The 19,763-nt window shown below is 73.2% G+C and carries 15 protein-coding genes; 4 read left to right on the top strand and 11 right to left on the bottom strand.

The window, feature by feature from the left end; genetic code table 11:
- The first annotated feature begins 468 nt into the window (after positions 1–468).
- The 3 genes from AC3A5R_RS22955 (at position 469) to AC3A5R_RS22945 (ending at position 5,240) form a co-directional block, all read left to right on the top strand.
- Complete coding sequence (locus AC3A5R_RS22955; RefSeq protein ID WP_487623093.1) at positions 469–1,269, top strand: TetR/AcrR family transcriptional regulator; 801 nt, start codon at positions 469–471, stop codon at positions 1,267–1,269.
- A 114-nt stretch (positions 1,270–1,383) separates the two neighbouring features.
- Positions 1,384–3,117, top strand: a complete 1,734-nt coding sequence (locus AC3A5R_RS22950) for an ABC transporter ATP-binding protein (RefSeq protein WP_487623092.1) — start codon at positions 1,384–1,386, stop codon at positions 3,115–3,117.
- Entirely contained in the window at positions 3,117–5,240 is a 2,124-nt protein-coding gene (locus AC3A5R_RS22945) for an ABC transporter ATP-binding protein (RefSeq protein WP_487623091.1), read from the top strand. The genes AC3A5R_RS22950 and AC3A5R_RS22945 overlap by 1 nt, the downstream gene beginning before the upstream one ends.
- A gap of 467 nt (positions 5,241–5,707) precedes the next feature.
- Here the strand turns inward: AC3A5R_RS22945 and soxR are convergent, their stop codons facing one another.
- Complete coding sequence (gene soxR, locus AC3A5R_RS22940; RefSeq protein WP_487623090.1) at positions 5,708–6,139, bottom strand: redox-sensitive transcriptional activator SoxR; 432 nt, start codon at positions 6,137–6,139, stop codon at positions 5,708–5,710.
- Between the two features lies 1 nt (position 6,140).
- Positions 6,141–6,707: an AAA family ATPase gene (locus AC3A5R_RS22935; protein ID WP_487623089.1), complete on the bottom strand. Its 567-nt coding sequence runs from the start codon at positions 6,705–6,707 to the stop codon at positions 6,141–6,143.
- A gap of 138 nt (positions 6,708–6,845) precedes the next feature.
- On the opposite strand from AC3A5R_RS22935, the gene AC3A5R_RS22930 reads away from it, so the two are divergent.
- The gene (locus tag AC3A5R_RS22930) at positions 6,846–7,616 is read left to right on the top strand and encodes a methyltransferase domain-containing protein (protein WP_487623088.1); all 771 of its coding nucleotides are present in this window, start codon (positions 6,846–6,848) and stop codon (positions 7,614–7,616) included.
- Between the two features lie 65 nt (positions 7,617–7,681).
- On the opposite strand, the gene AC3A5R_RS22925 is transcribed toward AC3A5R_RS22930, so the two are convergent.
- From AC3A5R_RS22925 to AC3A5R_RS22885, 9 genes are read right to left on the bottom strand one after another with little or no spacing between them, the layout of a single operon-like run.
- Positions 7,682–8,614 carry an FHA domain-containing protein gene (locus AC3A5R_RS22925; RefSeq protein WP_487623087.1) on the bottom strand — a complete coding sequence of 311 codons (933 nt, stop codon included), beginning with the start codon at positions 8,612–8,614 and terminating at the stop codon, positions 7,682–7,684.
- Positions 8,611–9,897, bottom strand: coding sequence for a VWA domain-containing protein (locus tag AC3A5R_RS22920; RefSeq protein ID WP_487623086.1), 1,287 nt, complete (start codon positions 9,895–9,897; stop codon positions 8,611–8,613). The genes AC3A5R_RS22925 and AC3A5R_RS22920 overlap by 4 nt, the downstream gene beginning before the upstream one ends.
- Positions 9,890–11,236, bottom strand: a complete 1,347-nt coding sequence (locus tag AC3A5R_RS22915; protein ID WP_487623085.1) for a PP2C family protein-serine/threonine phosphatase — start codon at positions 11,234–11,236, stop codon at positions 9,890–9,892. Before AC3A5R_RS22915 ends, AC3A5R_RS22920 begins: the two co-directional genes overlap by 8 nt.
- Complete coding sequence (locus AC3A5R_RS22910; RefSeq protein WP_487623084.1) at positions 11,233–13,713, bottom strand: serine/threonine-protein kinase; 2,481 nt, start codon at positions 13,711–13,713, stop codon at positions 11,233–11,235. Before AC3A5R_RS22910 ends, AC3A5R_RS22915 begins: the two co-directional genes overlap by 4 nt.
- Complete coding sequence (locus AC3A5R_RS22905) at positions 13,710–14,942, bottom strand: hypothetical protein (protein WP_487623083.1); 1,233 nt, start codon at positions 14,940–14,942, stop codon at positions 13,710–13,712. Before AC3A5R_RS22905 ends, AC3A5R_RS22910 begins: the two co-directional genes overlap by 4 nt.
- Entirely contained in the window at positions 14,939–15,973 is a 1,035-nt protein-coding gene (locus AC3A5R_RS22900) for a glutamate ABC transporter substrate-binding protein (protein WP_487623082.1), read from the bottom strand. The genes AC3A5R_RS22905 and AC3A5R_RS22900 overlap by 4 nt, the downstream gene beginning before the upstream one ends.
- Positions 15,970–17,310 carry a hypothetical protein gene (locus AC3A5R_RS22895; RefSeq protein WP_487623081.1) on the bottom strand — a complete coding sequence of 447 codons (1,341 nt, stop codon included), beginning with the start codon at positions 17,308–17,310 and terminating at the stop codon, positions 15,970–15,972. The genes AC3A5R_RS22900 and AC3A5R_RS22895 overlap by 4 nt, the downstream gene beginning before the upstream one ends.
- Positions 17,307–18,968, bottom strand: a complete 1,662-nt coding sequence (locus AC3A5R_RS22890; RefSeq protein WP_487623080.1) for an AAA family ATPase — start codon at positions 18,966–18,968, stop codon at positions 17,307–17,309. The genes AC3A5R_RS22895 and AC3A5R_RS22890 overlap by 4 nt, the downstream gene beginning before the upstream one ends.
- A gap of 3 nt (positions 18,969–18,971) precedes the next feature.
- Positions 18,972–19,598, bottom strand: coding sequence for a hypothetical protein (locus AC3A5R_RS22885; RefSeq protein WP_487623079.1), 627 nt, complete (start codon positions 19,596–19,598; stop codon positions 18,972–18,974).
- Positions 19,599–19,763 lie beyond the last annotated feature (165 nt).

Here is a 19,763-nt window from a genome sequence, read left to right as displayed (position 1 = left end):
CGACCCTGCCGCACCACCGAATCCACCATTGACAACCCCCTTCACACGGGCGTTGCGACGACCACTTGAATCCGCCGTCCAGTGCCCGATCGAAAGAGCACTTCGTCCCCTCCGCAGCGCGACCAGGCGGACGACAGTGCCCTCTCGGTTGTGGGGAGAGGTGACGCAGTGCTCTCTCGATTGGAGGAGGAGGTGACGGAGTGCTCTCTCGATTGGGGGAGGGGGTGACGGAGTGCTCTCTCGGTTGTGGGAGGGGGGACGGAGTGCTCTCTCGATTGGGGGAGGAGGTGACGGAGTGCTCTCTCGGTTGTGGGAGGGGGTGACGGAGTGCTCTCTCGGTTGTGGGAGAGGTGACGGAGTGCTCTCTCGATTGGGGGAGGGGGTGACGGAGTGCTCTCTCGATTGGGAGGGGCACGCTCTGGGCGGAAATGACTTGTGAGTGAGTGCTCACTCATTCATGATGGTCCGGTGCGACAGCGAACGGGGCGCGCCGCGCCCATGCACCCGGACGACCGCCGGGAGGCCCTCATCGGCGTCTTCCTCGACCTCGCGCACCGGGAGGGCCGTACGCCGACGACGAGCGAGATCGCCCGGGAGGCCGGCGTCGCGGAGGGCACCATCTTCCGGGTCTTCGCCACCAAGGACGCGCTCCAGGACGAGGCGGTGCAGACCGCGTTCTGCCCCGCACCGGTGCGCCGCTGCATCGCGGCCATCGGCACCGACCTGCCGGTCCGCGACCGGCTCGTCGCCTTCACCTCGATCATGCAGCGCCGGTTCACCGAGGTGTTCGGGCTCATGGGCGCGCTCGGCCTGACCGAGCCGCCGAACCGCGGGCCGCACCTGGCCTGCTACGCCGCCGGACACCACCTGCGAGGGGCGACCGACGAGGGCGCCGAGGACTGCGAGCCGCACCAGCCGCTCCTCGACACCGTCCACGAGCTCGTCATCGGCGAGACCGACACCTTCGTCGTGCCGGCGCGCGACGTCGTGCACCGCATCCGGCTGCTCTGCTTCTCCGGCAGCCACCCCGGCATCGCCGACGGCCTGACGCTGACTCCCGAGGAGATCGTCGACACGGTCCTCTACGGCCTCGTCGTGCGCGCCGCGCCCTCGGGCAGCGGCCTGGCCATCGTCGAGCTCTACGAACAGCTGGGCGGCGCCCCCGACGCCCTCAGCGACAGAGGCATTGACCGCGACACCGACGACGACACAGACCACGGGAAGGGGGCGCGTCGGCATGGAAAAGCCGTTGACCCTCACCCGGCGTGAGGTCGTAGCGTCCACCACCGGCCGACACCCGCTGGCGGGCACCGATCCGCCCCCGCGCCCCGGCCCGCACCCCACGAACCTCTCCACCGACCGCACCCACCGAAAGGCACACGCATGTTGATGCGACTGCTCCGCAGCCATCTGCGGCCCTACGGGGGCGAGATCACGCTCATCGTGCTGCTCCAGCTCGTCAGCACCCTCGCCTCCCTCTACCTGCCCAGCCTCAACGGCGAGATCATCGACGAGGGCGTGGCGGTCGGTGACACCGGCTTCATCCTGCGCCACGGCGCCCTGATGCTCGGAGTCAGCATCGTGCAGATCGCCGCCGCGGTCGGGGCCACCTACCTCGCCGCGAAGGTCGCCATGGGCATGGGCCGCGACCTGCGCGCCAACATCTTCGGCACCGTCGTCGACTACTCGGCCCAGGAGGTCGCGAAGTTCGGCGCCCCGACGCTGATCTCGCGCAACACCAACGACGTCACCCAGGTGCAGATGGTGACGTTCATGTCGTTCGCCCTGCTCGTCACGACGCCGATCATGATGGTCGGCGGCGTCATCATGGCGCTGCGCGAGGACGTCGGGCTGTCGTGGCTCGTCGCCGTCGCGGTGCCGCTGCTCGGCGCCTGCGTCGGCCTCGTCATCTGGCGGATGGTGCCGTGGTTCGGGCGGATGCAGAAGTCCCTCGACGGCGTGAACCGCGTTCTGCGAGAGCAGATCACCGGCATCCGTGTCGTGCGCGCGTTCGTCCGCGAGGGCCACGAGGAGGAGCGCTTCGCCGAGGCCAACGGCACGCTGACGGAGGCGGGCCTGCGCGTCGGGCGACTCATGGCGCTCGTCTTCCCGATCGTCATGTTCATCTTCAACATCTCGTCCGTCGCGGTGCTCTGGTTCGGTGCGCACCGCATCGCGACGGGCGACATGCAGATCGGCGCGCTGACGGCGTTCCTGTCCTACCTGATCCAGATCCTCATGGGCGTCATGATGGCGACCTTCATGGCCACGATGATCCCGCGCGCGGCCGTCTCGGCCGGCCGCATCCAGGAGGTCCTCGGCACGACGTCCTCGGTCGGCGAGTCGGTGCAGCCGCTGCCGATCAAGGCCGCCCGGGCCGGCGTCGAGCTCGTCGACGTCGACTTCCACTACCCGGGCGCCGAGAACGCCGTGCTGCACGACGTCAGCCTCGTCGCCGAGCCCGGCCGCACCACGGCCATCATCGGCTCGACCGGTGCCGGCAAGACGACCCTCATCGGCCTCATCCCACGCCTGTTCGACGTGTCGTCCGGCCGGGTCAAGGTCGGCGGCGTCGACGTGCGCGACCTCTCGCTCGAGGAGCTGTGGTCGCGCATCGGGCTCGTGCCGCAGAAGCCGTACCTGTTCAGCGGCACGGTCGCCTCGAACCTGCGGTACGGCAACCCCGACGCCACCGACGAGGAGCTGTGGGACGCGCTTCGGATCGCGCAGGCCGCCGACTTCGTCGAGCGCATGGAGGGCGGGCTCGACGCGCCGATCGCCCAGGGCGGCACCAACGTCTCGGGCGGCCAGCGCCAGCGCCTCGCCATCGCGCGGGCCGTCGTCAAGCGGCCCGACGTCTACCTGTTCGACGACTCGTTCTCGGCCCTCGACCTGTCGACCGACGCGCGGCTGCGGCAGGCGCTGCGGCCCGTCACCCGCGACAGCGCCGTCGTCATCGTGGCCCAGCGCGTGTCGACGATCGTCGACGCCGACCACATCGTCGTGCTCGAGGACGGCCGCGTCGTCGGCACGGGCACCCACGACCAGCTCCTCGACTCCTGTGAGACCTACCAGGAGATCGTCGAGTCCCAGCGCAGCGCGGAGGAGGCGGCCTGATGGCCGAGGGAGTCAAGAGCGCGGAGGAGAAGGCCGCCGAGGCGCGTCGGGGACCGGCCCGTCGCGGCGGACCGCCGCACATGCAGATGGGCCAGCCGGCCGAGAAGTCGCTCGACTTCGGGCCGTCGGCCAAGCGCCTGCTCGGCCTGCTGCGGCCCGAGCGCGCCAAGCTCGTCGTCGTCGTGGCGCTCGCCGTCGTCAGCGTGACGCTCAGCTCGATCGGGCCCAAGATCCTCGGTCGGGCCACCGACATCATCTTCGCCGGGTCGATCGGCACGTTCGTGGGGGAGAAGTTCCCGCCGGGCACCACGAAGGACCAGGCGGTCGCAGCGGTCCGGGCGTCGGGCAACACGACCCAGGCCGAGCTGCTGTCGAACGTCGACTTCACGCCCGGCGTCGGCATCGACTTCGAGGCGCTCAAGAGCGTGCTTCTGCTCGTCGTCGCCCTGTTCGCCGTCGCCTCGTTCCTCATGTGGGTCCAGGGCTGGATCCTGCAGGGGCTGCTCCAGCGCACGATGTTCCGGCTGCGCCAGGACGTCGAGGCCAAGCTCAACCGCCTGCCGCTGCCCTACTTCGACCGGCAGCCGCGCGGCGAGGTGCTCTCGCGCGTCACCAACGACATCGACAACATCGCGATGTCGCTGCAGCAGACGCTCTCCCAGCTGCTCACCTCGCTGCTCACCGTCGTCGCGGTGCTCGCGATGATGTTCTGGATCTCGTGGCTGCTCGCGCTCATCGCGCTCGTCACGATCCCGATCTCGGTCATGGTCACGGCGGCCATCGGCAAGCGCTCGCAGAAGCTGTTCATCCAGCAGTGGCGCAACACCGGCGAGCTCAACGGCATCATCGAGGAGACCTTCACCGGCCACGGCGTCGTCAAGGTCTTCGGTCGCCAGAAGGAGGCCCAGGCCTCGTTCCGGACCAAGAACGACGAGCTGTTCCAGGCCTCGTTCGGCGCGCAGTTCATCAGCGGCATCATCATGCCGACGATGATGTTCATCGGGAACCTCAACTACGTGCTCGTCGCCGTCGTCGGTGGCCTGCGCGTGGCGAGCGGCTCGATGAGCCTCGGCGACGTCCAGGCGTTCATCCAGTACTCCCGCCAGTTCACGCAGCCGCTCACGCAGGTGGCGTCGATGGCCAACGTGCTGCAGTCGGGCGTCGCGTCGGCCGAGCGCGTCTTCGAGGTGCTCGACGCCGAGGAGCAGGAGCCCGACGCCGGCAGCCCGGTGACGATCGAGGACCCGCACGGCGCGGTGGCCTTCGAGGACGTCTCGTTCAGCTACGTCCCCGACCAGCCGCTCATCGAGAACCTCGACCTGTCGGTGAGCCCCGGCCAGACCGTCGCGATCGTCGGCCCGACCGGCGCCGGAAAGACGACGCTCGTCAACCTCATCATGCGGTTCTACGAGCTCGACGGCGGGCGGATCACGCTCGACGGCGTCGACATCCGCGACCTGACGCGGCACGGCCTCCGCTCGCGGATCGGCATGGTGCTGCAGGACACCTGGCTCTTCGGCGGCACGATCCGCGACAACATCGCCTACGGCCGCCCCGGGGCGAGCCAGGAGGAGGTGCTCGAGGCGGCTCGCGCGACGTACGTCGACCGGTTCGTGCACTCGCTGCCCGACGGCTACGACACCGTCCTCGACGACGAGGCGAGCAACATCTCCGCCGGCGAGAAGCAGCTCGTGACGATCGCGCGGGCGTTCCTGTCCGACCCGGCGCTGCTCATCCTCGACGAGGCGACGAGCTCGGTCGACACCCGCACCGAGCTGCTCGTGCAGCAGGCCATGGCGGCGCTGCGCTCGGACCGCACGAGCTTCGTCATCGCGCACCGTCTCTCGACGATCCGCGACGCCGACCTGATCCTCGTCATGGAGGACGGCCGGATCGTCGAGCAGGGTTCGCACGCCGAGCTGCTCGCACGCGACGGCGCGTACGCGCGGCTCTACCAGGCACAGTTCGCCGGTGCGGCAGCCGACCTCGACGCCGAGGAGGCGGCGACCGCCGGCGGGCCGCCCGAGCTGGCCGGCGTCGGTGCAGCGGTTCCCGGTCCAGGCGGTGGCCCGGGGGTCCCGGCCCCCGACGACGCCGTCCCGGCCGACCCGAGCCACGACTGACCCTCGAAGGCCGGCAGGTAACAGCACGACCGGAGGCCCCGTCGTCCCAGCGGACGGCGGGGTCTCCTCGTGACCGGTGGGACCGGGCGCACGGAGCGCGCCTTGTCAGCGACTGGTTAGCGAGTGGTTGGGGGGCACCCGGAGTCTTGGGACCACGCCCCCTCGGGGCGAGCCGGGCACCAACGGTGGTCCGGCCCGAGCATCCGTCAGCACAAGGAGCCCCACCATGAACCTACGAGCTCAGCCGAGCGCCGGGGCTTCGGTCGCCGCGACCGGGCACGGCGGCCCCAGCCGGGCAGAAGACGCCGGCGACGGCCGGACGGACGGGGGGTCGCCGGCATGCGGCGCAGCGGTCATGGTCGGACCTCCTTCTCGTGCGGCCGGGCCACCGGCCGCAGGAGAAGCGTGCGGACCTCCAGTCACAACGGGCCAAGCGCGCCGTGGGTGACGGGTCCGGCCCCGACGCGTCAGGGTTCGAGGAGGACGGGCCCTGGGCCGTGCTCGGCGAGGACGTCCGAGGGGTTGTTGAGGGCGCACGTGCGCAGTGAGAGGCAGCCGCAGCCGATGCACGAGTCGAGCTGGTCGCGCAGCTTCTCGATACGGCGGATCTGCTCGTCGAGACGCGGGCGCCACGAGCGCGACAGGCGCGCCCAGTCGCTCGCCGTCGGGGTCCGGCCGTCGGGCAGCGTCGACAGGGAGGCCGCGATCTCCTCGAGGGACAGGCCCACCCGCTGCGCCGCCCGGATGAAGGAGACGCGTCGGATCGTCGCGCGCTCGAAGCGTCGCTGGTTGCCGGTGGTGCGGTCCGACGTCACGAGCCCGAGCTCCTCCCAGTAGCGCAGGGCGGAGGTGGCGACGCCGGTGCGCTCGGCCACCTGCCCGATGGTGAGGCCGGACATCTCAGGCGATCCTCGCCTCGGGCAGCCGCGACACGATCTCCTCGACGGTCTCCTCGGGGGTCTGCTGCGAGCTGTCGAGCCAGAGCCCGATGTGCGGCGTCTCGGTGCGCACCTTGGCGTCGAAGTCGCGGATGGACCAGAGGTCGCCGTAGCCGACCTTGACCCGCTCGGCCTCGCGCTGCATCACCGTGCCGACGTCCGGCGCGAGCATGACGAGGCTGAGCGGCCGGGCACTCACCTGCTCGAGGAAGGGCATGAGGCTCGTGCCGACGAAGAGGTCCTGGACGACGACCGTGAACCCGGCGTCGGCGTACGCGTCGGCCGTACGTGCCGTGATCCGGTGCCGCAGGGCCAGCTGCCGCTCGGCCTCGGGGTCGCCGTGCGGCGACATGTCGACCCGGCCGCGCACCACCACGCGCCGGAACTCGTCGCCGCGCAGGTGCACGGCGCGGCTGAACCGTTCGGAGAGCAGCTGTGACACGGTCGACTTGCCCGCAGCCATGACACCGGTGACGACGATGACCTGCGGGGTGTCGACGGCGCCGTGGAGGAAGGCCCGTTCGCTCACATCGGACACCTTAGGCCGCCGATGCCGGGAATGTCGCCGGACTTCAGGTGACGTTCAAGTTGACGCCGAGTGGCCGCCGGCGCGGGTCAGGGCCGTGGCTGTCGGAATCCGGTTGACGCCACCGGAAGGATGGCGCCCGTGCGCACCTACGAAGAGCTCGTCGCCGAGGCCGAGGCCGCCGACGTGACCGGCTGGGGCTTCGGCTGGCTCGAGGGCCGGGCCACGGAGGAGCGGCCCCCGTGGGGCTACGTCCGGCTCCTCGCCGAACGGCTGTCCGCGGCGACCTCGGCGCTCGACCTCGACACGGGTGGCGGCGAGGTCCTGGTCGAGGCGCTCGAGTCGGCCGCGACGCTGCCGCCACGCCTCGCCGCGACGGAGGGGTGGGCGCCCAACGCGGCCGTGGCCCGACGCGCGCTGGCACGCTTCGGCGTCGACGTGCTCGACGCGGCCCCGGGGGAGCCGCTGCCGGTGCCGGACGCGTCGGTCGACCTCGTGACGAGCCGCCACCCGGTGCGCCCGTCCTGGGAGGAGGTGGCGCGGGTCCTCGTCGACGGCGGTACCTACCTGGCCCAGCACGTGGGCCCGGCGTCGGCGTTCGAGCTCGTCGAGGCCTTCCTCGGCCCGCAGGCCGAGGCCCGGCGCGGCCGTGACCCGCACGCGGAGGCGGCCGCTGCCGATGCTGCAGGTCTCGAGGTGCTCGACCTGCGAACCGCCCGCTGCCGCATCGAGTTCCACGACATCGGCGCCGTCGTGTGGACGCTGCGGAAGTGCGTCTGGTGGGTGCCAGACTTCGGCGTGGAGCGCTACGAGGACGTGCTGCGCGGCCTCGACGCGCAGCTGCGCCGCGCAGAGCCGCTCGTGGCGCACTCGACCCGCACCCTCTTCGACGCGCGACGCCGCCCCCGCTGACTGGCGGGGACGGCGTCGGGTGTGGCTGCTGACCCGGGGCGACGGGCGTCGACCGGACGGGTGCCTCAGGCGTAGGTGTCGACCTCGTCAGGCGTCGCGCGCCGCACGACGACGCGCGTCCACGCCCCGACGTAGAGGCGGTCGTCGTCGCCGAGCTCGGTCTTCGGGCCGACGGCGATGGCGTGCTCCGGGAGCGGCCCCGATGCCGGCCCGACGTACGTGCCGTTCGAGCTGCCGAGGTCCTCGACGAACCAGCGCGTGCCGTCGGTGGTCAGCTGCGCGTGGCGGCGGCTGACGCCCGGGTCGGACGACAGGTCGATCTCGGGGTGGGTGTTGCGGCTCGTGGACACCCGGCCGAGGAGGACGCTCTTGTGCCGCAGGGGCATGATGACCGGCAGCCCCGGTGACGGGCAGGGGTCCTCGGCCTCCTGGGTCTGGTACCAGTCGGGGTCGACCCACACCTCGGCGAGCCACTCGAACGGCTCGGCCGCGGTACCCCCGCTACCACCCGCTGCGCCCGCCGTCGCACCCGTCGCTGCGCCCGGAGCCTGGCCCGCGGCCGCGGCCGCGGCCGCGGAGGCCGACGCATCGCCGCCACCGGCGTCGCGCGGCATCGCGCCGGTCGTGAAGTCGTAGCCGCAGGCCTCGCAGAACAGCGCGCCGTCGGCGTTCTCGGTGCCGCAGTTCGGGCACGCGAGGGCGGTGGGGGCCGCCGGCTCGGCGGGTGCCGCCGGCGCCGCCTGCTCGGTCGCACCCGGAGGGTCGAGGTCGAGCGAGGAGCGGCTCCCGGCAGCCGAGCCGCCCTGGGGCGCCGGCGAACCCGCGCCCGACGCAGCCGACGCGCTCGAAGCAGCCGACGCAGCCGACGCCACGGAGGCGCCGGACGCAGCGGGGGCGGCCGACGCGGCCGGCTGGGCCGACGCGTCGATCGGCGACCCGCACGTGTCGCAGTAGTCGTCGGCCTCCGACGTGTGGCCGTTGGGGCAGACCGCGCTCATCGGCGCACCCGGCTCGTCTTCGTCGAGGCGGTGTCGAGCGACATCTCGTCGATCTTGCTCGCGCCCTTCTTGAGGCGGACGGTGCCGGTGTCGGCGTCGTCGATCTCGACGACCTTGCGCAGCCGCGAGGTCATCTCGTCGTTGCCGGTGAGGCCGGCCAGCTGCACGGCGCGGCCGAGCTTCGAGGTGGCGACGTCGTCCTGGCCGGCGGCCTTGGCGGCGAGGCCCTCCTGGATGACCGTGGCGAGCTCGGCCTGGCCGGTGTAGGCGGCGACGGCGGGGTCGATGCGGGTGGTCAGCGAGTCGTCGTTGCTCCACTTGGCCTTGACGAGGCCCTGCGCGAGCGGGTCGGACCCGAGCGAGATCTGCACGCGCGCGGCGAGCTGCTCCTGGCCGAGCGTGCGCGCCGGGAGCCGGACGGCGACGTGGTAGTCGCGGCTCTCGTCGCTCCACGCGCCGGTGGGGTAGGCGTTGGTCAGCGGGTTGATCGCCTGGCGCCGCGGCGTGAGGTCCTCGAGCGTCGGGGACACCTGCTTGACGAAGAGCAGCTCGGCGCCCTGCGGCACCCAGACGCGCAGCTCGGCGTTGGCGACGCCGCGCGACATCGACGCGCGCATCATGGCCTCGAACTCGGCGGCCATCTCCTCGGGTGCCGGGATGAGGTCGACGGTGCCGAGCAGGGCCGAGGCGATGCCACGCACCTCGTCGACGCGCCACTGGTCGCCGACGCCGCGGCAGTCGCACTGGAAGGCGCCGAGGCAGCCGCGGACCGCGGCCTGCAGCGAGGCAGGGGTCTCGCCCTCGTTGACGCCGTCGGTGAGCAGGATCGCGTGGCGCTTCGTCACGTGCGGGACGGTCTCGAAGATCTGCCGGGCGAGGGTCAGCCACGTGCCCATCGCCGTGCCACCGTTGGCGCGCAGCCCGTCGATGGCCCGCCCCGCCTCGGCCCGCGTCTGCGACGACATCGGCACGAGCGCGCCCTGGTGGCTGTACGGGTAGACGATCTGCGCGGTGCCGTTGCCGGCGACGACGGAGAACAGCGTGCCGTCGACGATCTCGGCGAGGGCGGCCTTGGCGGCCTCGCCCGCTGCCGAGACGCCGCGTCGGCCCATCGAGCCGGACGTGTCGATGAGGATGACCTCCGCCGCCGAACCGGGGTCGGCGAGCCCGGCTGAGGCCCCGGCCGACGCACCCGACGACGTGATGCGCACGATCGCGTGCACGTCGGTGCCGCCGTCGGGCAGGAACTCGTTCTGGAACACCTCTGCGGTGAAGTCAGCCATCGATCGGGTCCCCTTCCTCGGGCGCGCCTGGTGTCGCGCCGTCGTTCACTGTCGATCCTTGCCCAGCCAGTCTGGCGAGGGCAACCGTGATGTTGTCCCGGCCGCCCTGCTCGTTCGCGAAGTCGACGAGGGCGCGGGCCAGGTCGGCCGGCGCGTCACCGACGCGGGCCACGCTCTCGCGCAGCAGGGCACGCAGGTCCTCGGCCTCGGAGCGGTAGTTCCACAGGCCGTCGGAGCAGACGAGCAGCCAGCCGGGCGTTGCCGTGAACGTCGTCAGGTGCGGCGTCAGGTCGTCGGGGGCGTCGCGGCCGAGCCAGCGGGTGATCGAGTGCGCGTGCGGGCCGGTCTCGGCCTCCGCGCGCGGCACGCCGGCGGCCATCTGCTCCTGGGCGAACGAGTCGTCCTGGCCGAGCTGTCGGGCGGGCTCGGCGTCGGCGTCGGGCAGCCAGTAGGCCCGGCTGTCGCCGACGTTGCCGGCCACGACCACGCCGTCCTCGACGACGGCCGCGACGAAGGTGCACGACGGCGGGTTGGGCACGTCGTCGACGACGGCCTCGGTGACCGCCTCGTTGGCGCGGGTCACCGCGGCCGTGAGGGCTCGCGCCGCGGTGGCCGCCCACGCCTCGGGCGTGCCGGCGCCGCGCGGGAACGGCTGGTCGAGCACGGACCGGGCGGCATTCGCCGCGGCGAGCGAGGCGATGTGCGAGTCGGTGGCCATCGAGACGCCGTCGCAGACGACGATCACGGCGCGGGAGCCCGGCGCCTCGTCGGCGCTCAGCGACATCGCGTCCTCGTTGCGCGAGTGGCGCCGGCCGATGTCGCACAGGCCGGCCACCCACGTGGTGGGCGCCTCGGCGAAGTGGTCGCGGGGGTTGGGCGGGGGCGAGCCGCAGCGGTCGCACCAGCCGTCGACGATGCGCCCCTGGTGGCAGGTCGGGCACGTGTCGTCGGGCTCGGCGGCGGGGCCACCCACCGCGGCCGAGGGCACCGCGCCGGTCCACCCCACATCGAGCGGCGACTCCTCGCCGGCCGGGGCGGTCTGCGGTGTGGCCGAGACCGCCACGGAGGCCTCGGGTGCTGCGGCCTGCGGCAGGCCGCTGCCGAGGACCGACGCGGCCAGCTCGGTGCCGCACGCCTCGCAGAAGGTGGCGTCGGCGGGGTTGGGCGTGCCGCACGCGGGGCAGTACCGCTCGCCGCTCGGAGGGGCGGCACCGTCCGAGGCGGCGACGCCGGCGGCTGAGGAGCCCGGTGCGGGGGCGGCAGGGTGTCTCGGCCCGGCGGCGGCAGGGTCGGGAGGGACGCCGGGCACGCTCGGCGCGGACGGGGGCAGGTCGGTCACCAGAGGCTCCAGGGTCGGATCGTGTTCGCCTCGTCGACGAGTGGGACGCGCTCGGCGAGGTCGGGGGTGCGACGCGCCAGCTCGCGCAGCGACTCCTCGAGCCCGAGCCGCAGCCCCGTCGGTGTGGTCTTGTGCTCGCCGAGGAGCAGGTCGGCCTTGGTGCCGGTCTTCTCCACCTTGGCGAGCGCCTCACGGTAGATGAGCGTCGTCAGCTCGGCCTTGCGCCGCGCCGACAGCGAGGTGTCCTCGAGGGTGCGCAGTGCCTCGGCGAGGTCGGGCAGGCCGCGGTTGGCCCGCGCGAGCAGCTCGGCCAGGCCGGCGCGTGCGGTGCGGAAGGCGCTCGACTGCGGCGGCACGAGCCGGTAGGCGCCGACGGCGCCGTCGACGTCGCGTCGCTGGGCACGGATGCGGGCCAGGCCGAAGGCCGCCATCGGCACGTACGTCGAGTCGGTGCGGGCGCACGCGGTGTAGAGGTTCTCGGCCACGGCGTCGTCGCCCGCCTGCTCGGACGCCTGGGCGAGCGCGAGCTTGGGGGCGAGCTCACCCGGCACCTGGCCGTACACGGCGTTGAACGCCGCCTGCGCCGCGCGGGAGTCGCCCCGCTCGAGCGCGGCCAGGCCCTGGATCCACACGGCGCGCCACTCCCACGGGTCGGCGGCGAGCAGCTCGGTGGCCGTGGACTCGGCAACGTCGCGCTTGCCGGCGTCGAGCGCGGTGCGGGCGATGTCGAGCAGCACCTCGGTGGTGCGGGCGGCCGCGCGCTCGAGGACGGTGAGCCGCTCGGCGGGCGACCCGGTGACGGTGCTGAGCCAGCCGGTCTGCGGGTCGTGCGGGTCGCGACGCAGCGCCGGCAGGTTGCGCCAGTCGTCGGGCTCGGTGCCCGGCGTCGGCACGTCGAAGAGCAGCGAGCTGACGGTCGTCGACGCGGCGCCGGCACCCTGGTCGAGGGCGACGACCTCGCGCAGCACGCCGACCATCTGCGATCGCATCTCGTCGGCCGACACGAACCGGTCGTCGCGGTTGGGCGCACAGGCCTTGGCCACGAGCCGGTAGAACGCGTCGTACCTCTGGAACACCGGCACCGAGTCCTGCGGCGGGAGGGTGTTGAGGTAGGTGGTCTGGTAGCCGCGGAACTCCATCGTCAGCACGACGAGCGTGCGCCCGATCGTGTAGATGTCGCTCGCCACCGAGACGCCGAGCTCGGCCACCTCGGGCGCCTGGTAGCCGACGGTGCCGAAGATCGCGGAGTCCTCGTCGTCCGCTCGTCGCACGCCGCCGAGGTCGATGAGCTTGACCTCGTCGCCGACCTGGATGATGTTGTCGGGCTTGAAGTCGCAGAAGACGAGCCCGAGGTCGTGCAGGTACTGGAACGCCGGCAGGATCTCGAGCAGGTAGGCGAGCGCCTGGTCGACGGGGAGCGGGTCGTAGCGTCCCGCGGCCTGCAGCCGCTGCTTGAGGATCGACTTGAGCGAGGTGCCGCCGACGTACTCCATGACGATGTAGCCGGCGTCGTCGTGGGTGACGAAGTTGTAGATCTCGACGATGCTCGGGTGCGAGACCTGGGCGAGGAAGCGCTGCTCGGCGATGGCCGCGGCGAGCGCGTCGGGGTCGGCCGAGTTGAGCAGGCCCTTGAGCACGACCCAGCGGTCGGAGACGTTCTTGTCGCGGGCGAGGTAGATCCAGCCGAGGCCACCGTGGGCCAGGCACCCGGCGACCTCGTACTGGCCGGCGACGAGGTCGCCCGCCTTGAGCTTGGGGTCGAAGGAGAACGGCTGCCGGCACTTGGCGCAGAAGCCGGTGGTGCGCCCCGGCTTGCCGTCGCGACCGCGGCCGACGGGCTCGCCGCACTTGGGGCAGTACCGCTTGTTCTCGGGGACGGTCGGGTCGGTGAGCAGCGCCTTCGACGCGTCGATCGTCGGTGCCGGGCGCACCGTCGTGATGCCCCCGCCGAGTCGCGCCGAGCGCAGGCGCTGCGAGCCGCTCGTGCGCCGTGTGGCGACGCTGCCGCCCTGCCGGGCCCGTTTGGAGCCCAGGGCCGTCGAGGCGAGGTTGCTCGAGGCAGCCGACCGCGTGGACAGCTCCGGGCCGGCCGGGGTCTCCTCGCCCCCGGTGGGCGCCGTCGCCGAGCTGCCTGAGCCGGCTGTGCTGCCGGTGCGCCCGCTGCCGCCGACCGGCGCGAGCGAGGCGACCTCCTCCTGCGCGGCCGGGGTGCCGCAGACGTCGCAGTAGCCGGCGTCGATCTTCCCGGAGCATCCCGGCTGGCGGCACGGCGTGCCGTCCGGGACCGTCCCACCCGCTGCGCCGCCCGACGCACCAGCCGACACGCCACCCGACGCGCCGGCCGTGGCGGGCCCCGACGCGGACGCCGAGGCGGTGGAGGGCGTGCTGACCGGCAGCGACGTGCCGGCGGCCATGCCGCACACGTCGCAGTAGCCGTCGACGATCTGCCCGGAGCACCCGGGCTGCATGCACTTCATGGACGCTGCCTCTGCGGTCTGGGGGTGGGACGGGGACGCGTCGCGGCGTCGACGTAGGCCTGGTAGGCCGCCGCGAGAGCCCGGGCGCGGGCCACCGGCAGCGGCATCGTCGCGAGCACGGCGTCGAGGCGCCCGCGCAGGTCGGCGACGTCGGCCGCGGTCTCGGGGTCGAGGTGCACCGACGCGGCCATGGCCCCGACGGCACCGGCGAGGCCGACGACCTCGTCGCGCTCGGCCAGGCCGGCGGCGTACGTCTCGTGCGCGAGGTCGAGGGCCCGGCCGACGCGGTCGAGCTTGTCGCGGAAGGCGGCCAGCTCGGCGGCGCCTTGCGGCACCGGCCCGAGGGCGCGGACGTTCGGGATGGCCAGGTGCGGGGCCGGGGTGATCGCCGCGAGGCAGGCCCGCTCGAGGGCCCGGATGGCCTCGGCCCGGGCGTCGAGCTCCTCGACCTGCTGCTGGGTGCGGATCCGGCTCTTGGCGGCCGAGGCCCGCTCGGCGGCGGCCACGATGAGGTCGCGCTCGAGCACGGCGATGTCGATCTCGAGCGGCGCGATGAGCCCGCCGGTGTCGGCCCCGCGCCGGGCCCGCTCGACGACGTCCTCCATGCGCCGGTCGAGCCGCGCGAGCTTCGCGCCCGCCTCGTCACGCTGGGCGCCGGCCGGCACGAGCGGCACCTGGTCGCGGACCCGCTCGAGGCCCGCCCGGGCCACCGTGATGCGCTGGCTCGCCTCGGCGGCGCCGGGCGCGAGCGAGGCCCGCGCCTGCAGCGTCCGCGTCAGCGAGTCGAGCAGGCGGCACGCCTCGGGCAGGCTCACCGCGAGCGACCCGCTCGAGGGCAGCGACAGCTGCTCGGAGGTGTTCGAGTCGAGACGCCCGTGGATGAGCGTCGAGAGCCGCTCGGCCTCCGCCGGCCCGACGCGTCCGCCGTCGAAGGTCGTCTCGAGCAGGACGAGCCGGTCGCTGACGGCCTTCCAGAACGTCAGCGCGACCGTGAGGTCGGTGGTGATCGACGCCTGCTCGGCGGGCGCCAGGCGCAGCACGGCGCGGTCGACCTCGCCGAGGTCGGCGCGGCGCTGGGCCACCCAGTCGCGCAGGGCGAAGAGGTAGGTCTGGGCCTCGGCAGCCTGCACCGGCACGCCCAGGCGGCCCGGGGCGCTGGGGGCGACGACGCCGGCGTCGGGGGCAGCGCCGGAGCCCGGGCTCGGCACGGGTGCGGGGACGGCCGTCATGCGCGTCCGTACACCGGAGTCGGCGGCTTCGGCGCGGGGCCGAGCGGGCCCCGCAGCCAGCGGTCGTACATCGCGGTCCACTCGCCGCTCGCCTCGAGGTCGGCGATGACGCGGTTGACGTACCGGGCGAGGTAGACGTCGTCCTTGTTCATGCCGAGGCCGTACGGCTCGACGGTGATGGCCGGGGCCTTGGTGACGACGGTGTTCGGGTCCTGCGCGGCGAGGCCGGCCAGCACGGTGTCGTCGCCGGTGATGGCGTCGGCCTTGCCCTGCTGGAAGAGCACGAGGCACGCGGTGTGCGTCGGTGCGGTGACGACGACCGGGCCCTGCACCTGCTGGAGCTTGGTCAGCGAGGTGGTGCCGGTGGGGGCGCAGACCCGACTGCCCTTGAGGTCCTGCAACGAGAGCGTCGTGGCGTTCTTCAGGTTGCGGCCGACGAGGACCTTCTGGCCGGAGCGGTAGTACTCGGCCGAGAAGGCGATCTTCTGCCAGCGGTCGCACGTCATCGACATGTTGCGGGCCACGAGGTCGAGCTCGCCGGCCTCGAGCAGCGGGAGGCGGTCGGCGGCCGTGATGACCCGCAGCTGCACCTTGTTCGGGTCGCCGAAGATCGCCTTGGCCATGGCCCGGGCCATGTCGATGTCGAAGCCCTGCAGCGTGCCGGTCGACGGGTCGTTGGCGCCGAAGAGGTAGGTGTCGGCCGAGACCCCGACCCGCAGGTAGCCGCGCTTGATGATGTCGCGCATCCTCGAGTCGGTGATCTCGCCGCGGCTCGGCAGGCTCGGCAGCGGGCTGTAGGACTGGGTCGCGTTGTCGCACGCCTGCGGCGTGACCGCGGGGGCGGAGGAGCTCTTCGTGGGCGTCTTCACCGGCACCGGCGTCGCCTCGTACGTGACGCTCGAGCAGGCGCCGAGCGCCCCGAGCGTCGCGACCGCGACGGCCGTCGTCAGGGCGCGGGTGATGCCGCGCTTGGTGTCATGCCTGGTGTCACGCCTGGTGTCATGCCTGGTGCGGTGCCGGTTGGCGTTCATCGGTACTCCTCGATCCGCTGACCGAAGCCGCGCACGACGAGCCACGCGGCGACGAGCGCGGCGATGGCGAGGGCGGCGGCGAAGTAGGGGGCCGAGCCGCCGAGCCCCTCGAGCTTCGCGCCGGCGCTCTTGCTCGCCGCGTCGCGCTGGGCGGTCGCGGCCGAGTCGAAGGCGGCGAAGGCCGTCGCGGCACCGTCGGCCCCGATGCTCGTCGACAGGGCCACGGCCTGGTCCCACTGGCCGTTGTCGTCGAGCGAGCGGACCTTGGCGTGGACGTCGCGGTAGGCGTTCCAGTCGGACAGGAGCGTCCCGCCGTTCGGGACGTCCTCGAGCGCGGTGCGCACCGCGGTGTCGTCGGTCTTCCACTTCTTCTCGTACGCCGCTCCGGAGCCGCGCTTGATGAGCGTCAGGCTCTCGTTGGCGCGGGCGTCGTTGGCGGCGGTCGTGACCCCCGCGAGCTGCACGGCGGTCTGGAAGTCGCCCTGCTGGACGTTGCGGGTCGCGTTGCCGATGCCGCCGATCGTCGACGCCGCGACGAACAGGCCGACGACGAGGATGACGATCGCGGCCGACAGGGAGGGGTTGAGGTAGCGGTGGGTCCGCTTGGCCAGCCACACGGCGATGAGGACGAGGGCGATGAGCGACACGAGCCCCACGAGCAGCTGCCAGCTCGAGTTGCTGCGGTCGAACTCGGCAGCGGCGCGCTGCTCGTTGGCCTTGACGACCGCCTCGACGATCGGGATGGCGTCCGAGCGCAGGCCGTCGCTGGCCTGGGTGAGGTACTGCGCGCCGATCGGCAGGTTGAGGCGGTTGTTGGCGCGAGCCTGCTCGACGAGCCCGACGTAGGTCTGGACCTGCTGGGACAGGGCTCCGAGGGCCTCGCCGTCGGCCGGCTGGGCGGCCGCGGCCTCGGACAGGGCCTTGGCGACCGCGCCCATCGCCTGCTCGTACCGGGCCCGCGAGTCGGCCGACTCGACGCCGCCGACGAGGAACGCGTTGGTCGCGAGCGCGTCGGCGCGCAGCAGGTCGACGTGGATGGACTGCGCGCGGACCACCTGGGCGGTGTTGTTGGCCGCGCGCTCGACGGCCGACTGAGAGGCGAGCAGGGCGTTGGCGCTGATGGCCCCGAGCAGCAACGCCGCGATGACGCCGATGAGACCGTAGAGGCGCATCCGGCCGGGTGTGCCGTGCAGCAGCCGGTCCGCGACGCCGCGCGCCCCGGGCAGGCTGCCGGCGATGGTCCGCGGGGTGCTGCCGGCAGGCCCCGTCGTGCTGCCTCGGCCCGCGGGCGCGCCGGCCGGCACGGCGACGGGGATGTTGGTCCTCGGGGCGCTCATGCGGTGTCCTCGCTCGGGTCCGGGCTCTGGGGGTTCAGGGTGTCGTCGTGCTGGTCCTGCTGGTCCTGCTGCTCCGAGACTGCCTCGCCGACAGGACCGGATCCATCAGGGTCTGCCCTGAGCGGTTCCGGATCCGACGCGTCCGGTGCCGGGGTGGCCGGGTCGCCGGGCTCGTCGGGCTGGTCGGTGAAGTCTTCTGCGGTGAGTAGACGCAGCTCGTCGCGCGTCGGATCCTTCGCGTCGCGCAGCCGCCATGCGTGGCGGGCGACGGCGGCCTCGAAGAGGTTGCGCGAGAAGCGTCCGTTGCCGAAGGCCGACGAGCGCACCGTGGCCCGCAGGATCGACCGGACGGTGTCGCGGGCCTCGGGCACGAGCTCGTAGTCGCTGCCCTCGGCGATGGAGTCGAGGATGCGCATCAGCTCGTCGTCGGAGTAGTCGTCGAACTCGATCGTCGTGGTGAACCGGCTCGCGAGGCCCGGGTTCTGGGAGATGAAGGCGACCATGGGGTCGGGGTAGCCCGCGACGATGACGACGAGGCGCTCGCGGCGGTCCTCCATCTCCTTGACGAGGGTGTTGACGGCCTCCTGCGCGTACTGGTCGCCGGTGAGGGAGTAGGCCTCGTCGACGAAGAGCACCCCGCCGTCGGCCTTCTCGCACACCTCAGCGGTCTTGATCGCGGTCTGCCCGACGTACCCGGCGACGAGCTCGCTGCGGTCGACCTCGACGAGCTGGCCCTCGGGCAGCAGCGCGAGCGCGCGGTAGATGCCGCCGATGAGGCGCGCGACGGTGGTCTTGCCGGTGCCGGGGTTGCCGACGAAGACGAGGTGCCGGCTCATCCGGGGCGCCTTGAGGCCGGCCTGGGTGCGCAGCTTCTCGACGGTGAGCAGCGCGACCTGGCGGTGCACCTCGCGCTTGACGCGGTCGAGTCCGATCATGTCGTCGAGCTCGGCGAGCAGCTCCTCGACCGTCTTCTCGGGCTCGACCGGCTGCGCGGGCTGCTGCGGCTCGGTGGGGGCCGCGCCCGTGAGGGCCTGGCCGGCCGGAGCGAGGGTGGCGGGGTCGGGCTGCGCCCCAGCGGGACCGGTGAGGCCGAGGGGCCCCGGGATCGACGGGCGCAGCAGGTCGGGTGAGGCGGCACCGAGCCCCGGGATGCCGGCCGGCCACGCGGCAGGGGCCTGCGGCACCGGCACCGACGCCCCGCGCGCGGCCGCGAGGTAGACGCCCGAGGCGGCCGACGCGTTGGCGATGACCCAGATCGGGGCCGTGCCGAGCATGACGGCCGCCGAGGCCACCTCGGTCAGCGCCTCGGCGTACTCGTCGGCGAGGGGGTGCCGCGCCTCGACGAGCGCCTCGAGCAGGTCGGTCGGGGCCGCCCGCCAGCGGCGCCCGCGCGAGGCGGCGTCGAAGAAGGCGGCGTTGATGCTCGCGAGGTCGGTGAGGCCGGGGTGGGCCACCTCGGCCCAGCCGTGCGCGGCCTCGGGCACGGCCTCGGCGAGGGCCGCGGCGACGCGCAGCCCCTCGTCGCGTGCGGCGGCCGGGTCGAGGCCGGCCTCGGCGGCGACGTCGGACAGCTGCTCGAGGCTCTCGGCGAGGCGCGAGTCGTTGCCGTCGGTGCGGCGGTCACGGGGGTCGCGGGGGTCACGGGGTGCGTCAGGCATGCGTCACTCCGGCGGGGACAGGGGAGCGGGGGACGAGGGCGACGGCGGGGCTGAGAGCGTCGAGGGCGTCGAGGGCGTCGAGGGCGTCGAGGGCACAGCGGGGGAGGGCCCGCCCGGGGCCGGGTCGGGTGCGCCGAGGCCGAGCGAGCCGCCCGTCGAGGCCCGGCCGAACTTCTCCTCGAGGAACTGCCCGTGCACGATGATCGCCTCGGCGTCGGCCCGGTTCACGGCGTCGGCGACCTTGTCCATCGTCGTGCCGAGCAGGTCGAGCTGGTCGACGAGCAGCATGACCGAGCTCTTGCCGCCGGCGATCGGGCGCGTGTCCGCCCAGTCGCGCGGCAGGCGCAGGTAGTTGCCGATGGCCACGGGCAGGTAGTCGGTGGCCGTGGCCATGACGCTGAACCCCTGGGCGCTGCCGAGGCCGAGCTGGTCGAGGCGGGGGAGCGTCTCGCGCACGACACGCGTCACGCGGAGCAGGCGGGAGAGCACGACGCCGGGCACGCGTCCGGCCCGCGCCTGGGCCTCGACGGTGTCGAGCGCGCCGAGCAGCTGGTCGGTGGTCGGGGGACCCGGACGCACCGGTTCGGGCGCCTCGGGCCGCTCCAACCCGAACCACGACCGGATACCCACTGCGAGACCCCTCTTCATCGTCCCCGTCACCGTCGGGGGCCGGCCCGCTCATCCACCGCGGCCGGCCCCGCTCGTCCTGCCCTGTCCACCCGCGCGTCGGTGCGCGGGTGGCGGCCCCAGTGTCTCCCTCGGCGTCCCCTAGGCGTCCTCGCGGGTCGCCCGCGC

This window comes from Intrasporangium sp. Soil_C_50 (genome assembly GCF_057656595.1).
Note: the sequence above shows the minus strand (reverse complement) of the source record. Positions and strands in the feature narration are given on the sequence as shown.

Bases quoted from the DNA above. Each gene is read 5' to 3' on its own strand.
- AC3A5R_RS22950 (WP_487623092.1), top strand. From the start codon at position 1,384: ATGTTGATGCGACTGCTCCGCAGCCATCTGCGGCCCTACGGGGGCGAG.
- AC3A5R_RS22945 (WP_487623091.1), top strand. From the start codon at position 3,117: ATGGCCGAGGGAGTCAAGAGCGCGGAGGAGAAGGCCGCCGAGGCGCGT.
- soxR (WP_487623090.1), bottom strand. From the start codon at position 6,139: ATGTCCGGCCTCACCATCGGGCAGGTGGCCGAGCGCACCGGCGTCGCC.
- AC3A5R_RS22925 (WP_487623087.1), bottom strand. From the start codon at position 8,614: ATGAGCGCGGTCTGCCCCAACGGCCACACGTCGGAGGCCGACGACTAC.
- AC3A5R_RS22920 (WP_487623086.1), bottom strand. From the start codon at position 9,897: ATGGCTGACTTCACCGCAGAGGTGTTCCAGAACGAGTTCCTGCCCGAC.
- AC3A5R_RS22910 (WP_487623084.1), bottom strand. From the start codon at position 13,713: ATGAAGTGCATGCAGCCCGGGTGCTCCGGGCAGATCGTCGACGGCTAC.
- AC3A5R_RS22905 (WP_487623083.1), bottom strand. From the start codon at position 14,942: ATGACGGCCGTCCCCGCACCCGTGCCGAGCCCGGGCTCCGGCGCTGCC.
- AC3A5R_RS22900 (WP_487623082.1), bottom strand. From the start codon at position 15,973: ATGAACGCCAACCGGCACCGCACCAGGCATGACACCAGGCGTGACACC.
- AC3A5R_RS22895 (WP_487623081.1), bottom strand. From the start codon at position 17,310: ATGAGCGCCCCGAGGACCAACATCCCCGTCGCCGTGCCGGCCGGCGCG.
- AC3A5R_RS22890 (WP_487623080.1), bottom strand. From the start codon at position 18,968: ATGCCTGACGCACCCCGTGACCCCCGCGACCCCCGTGACCGCCGCACC.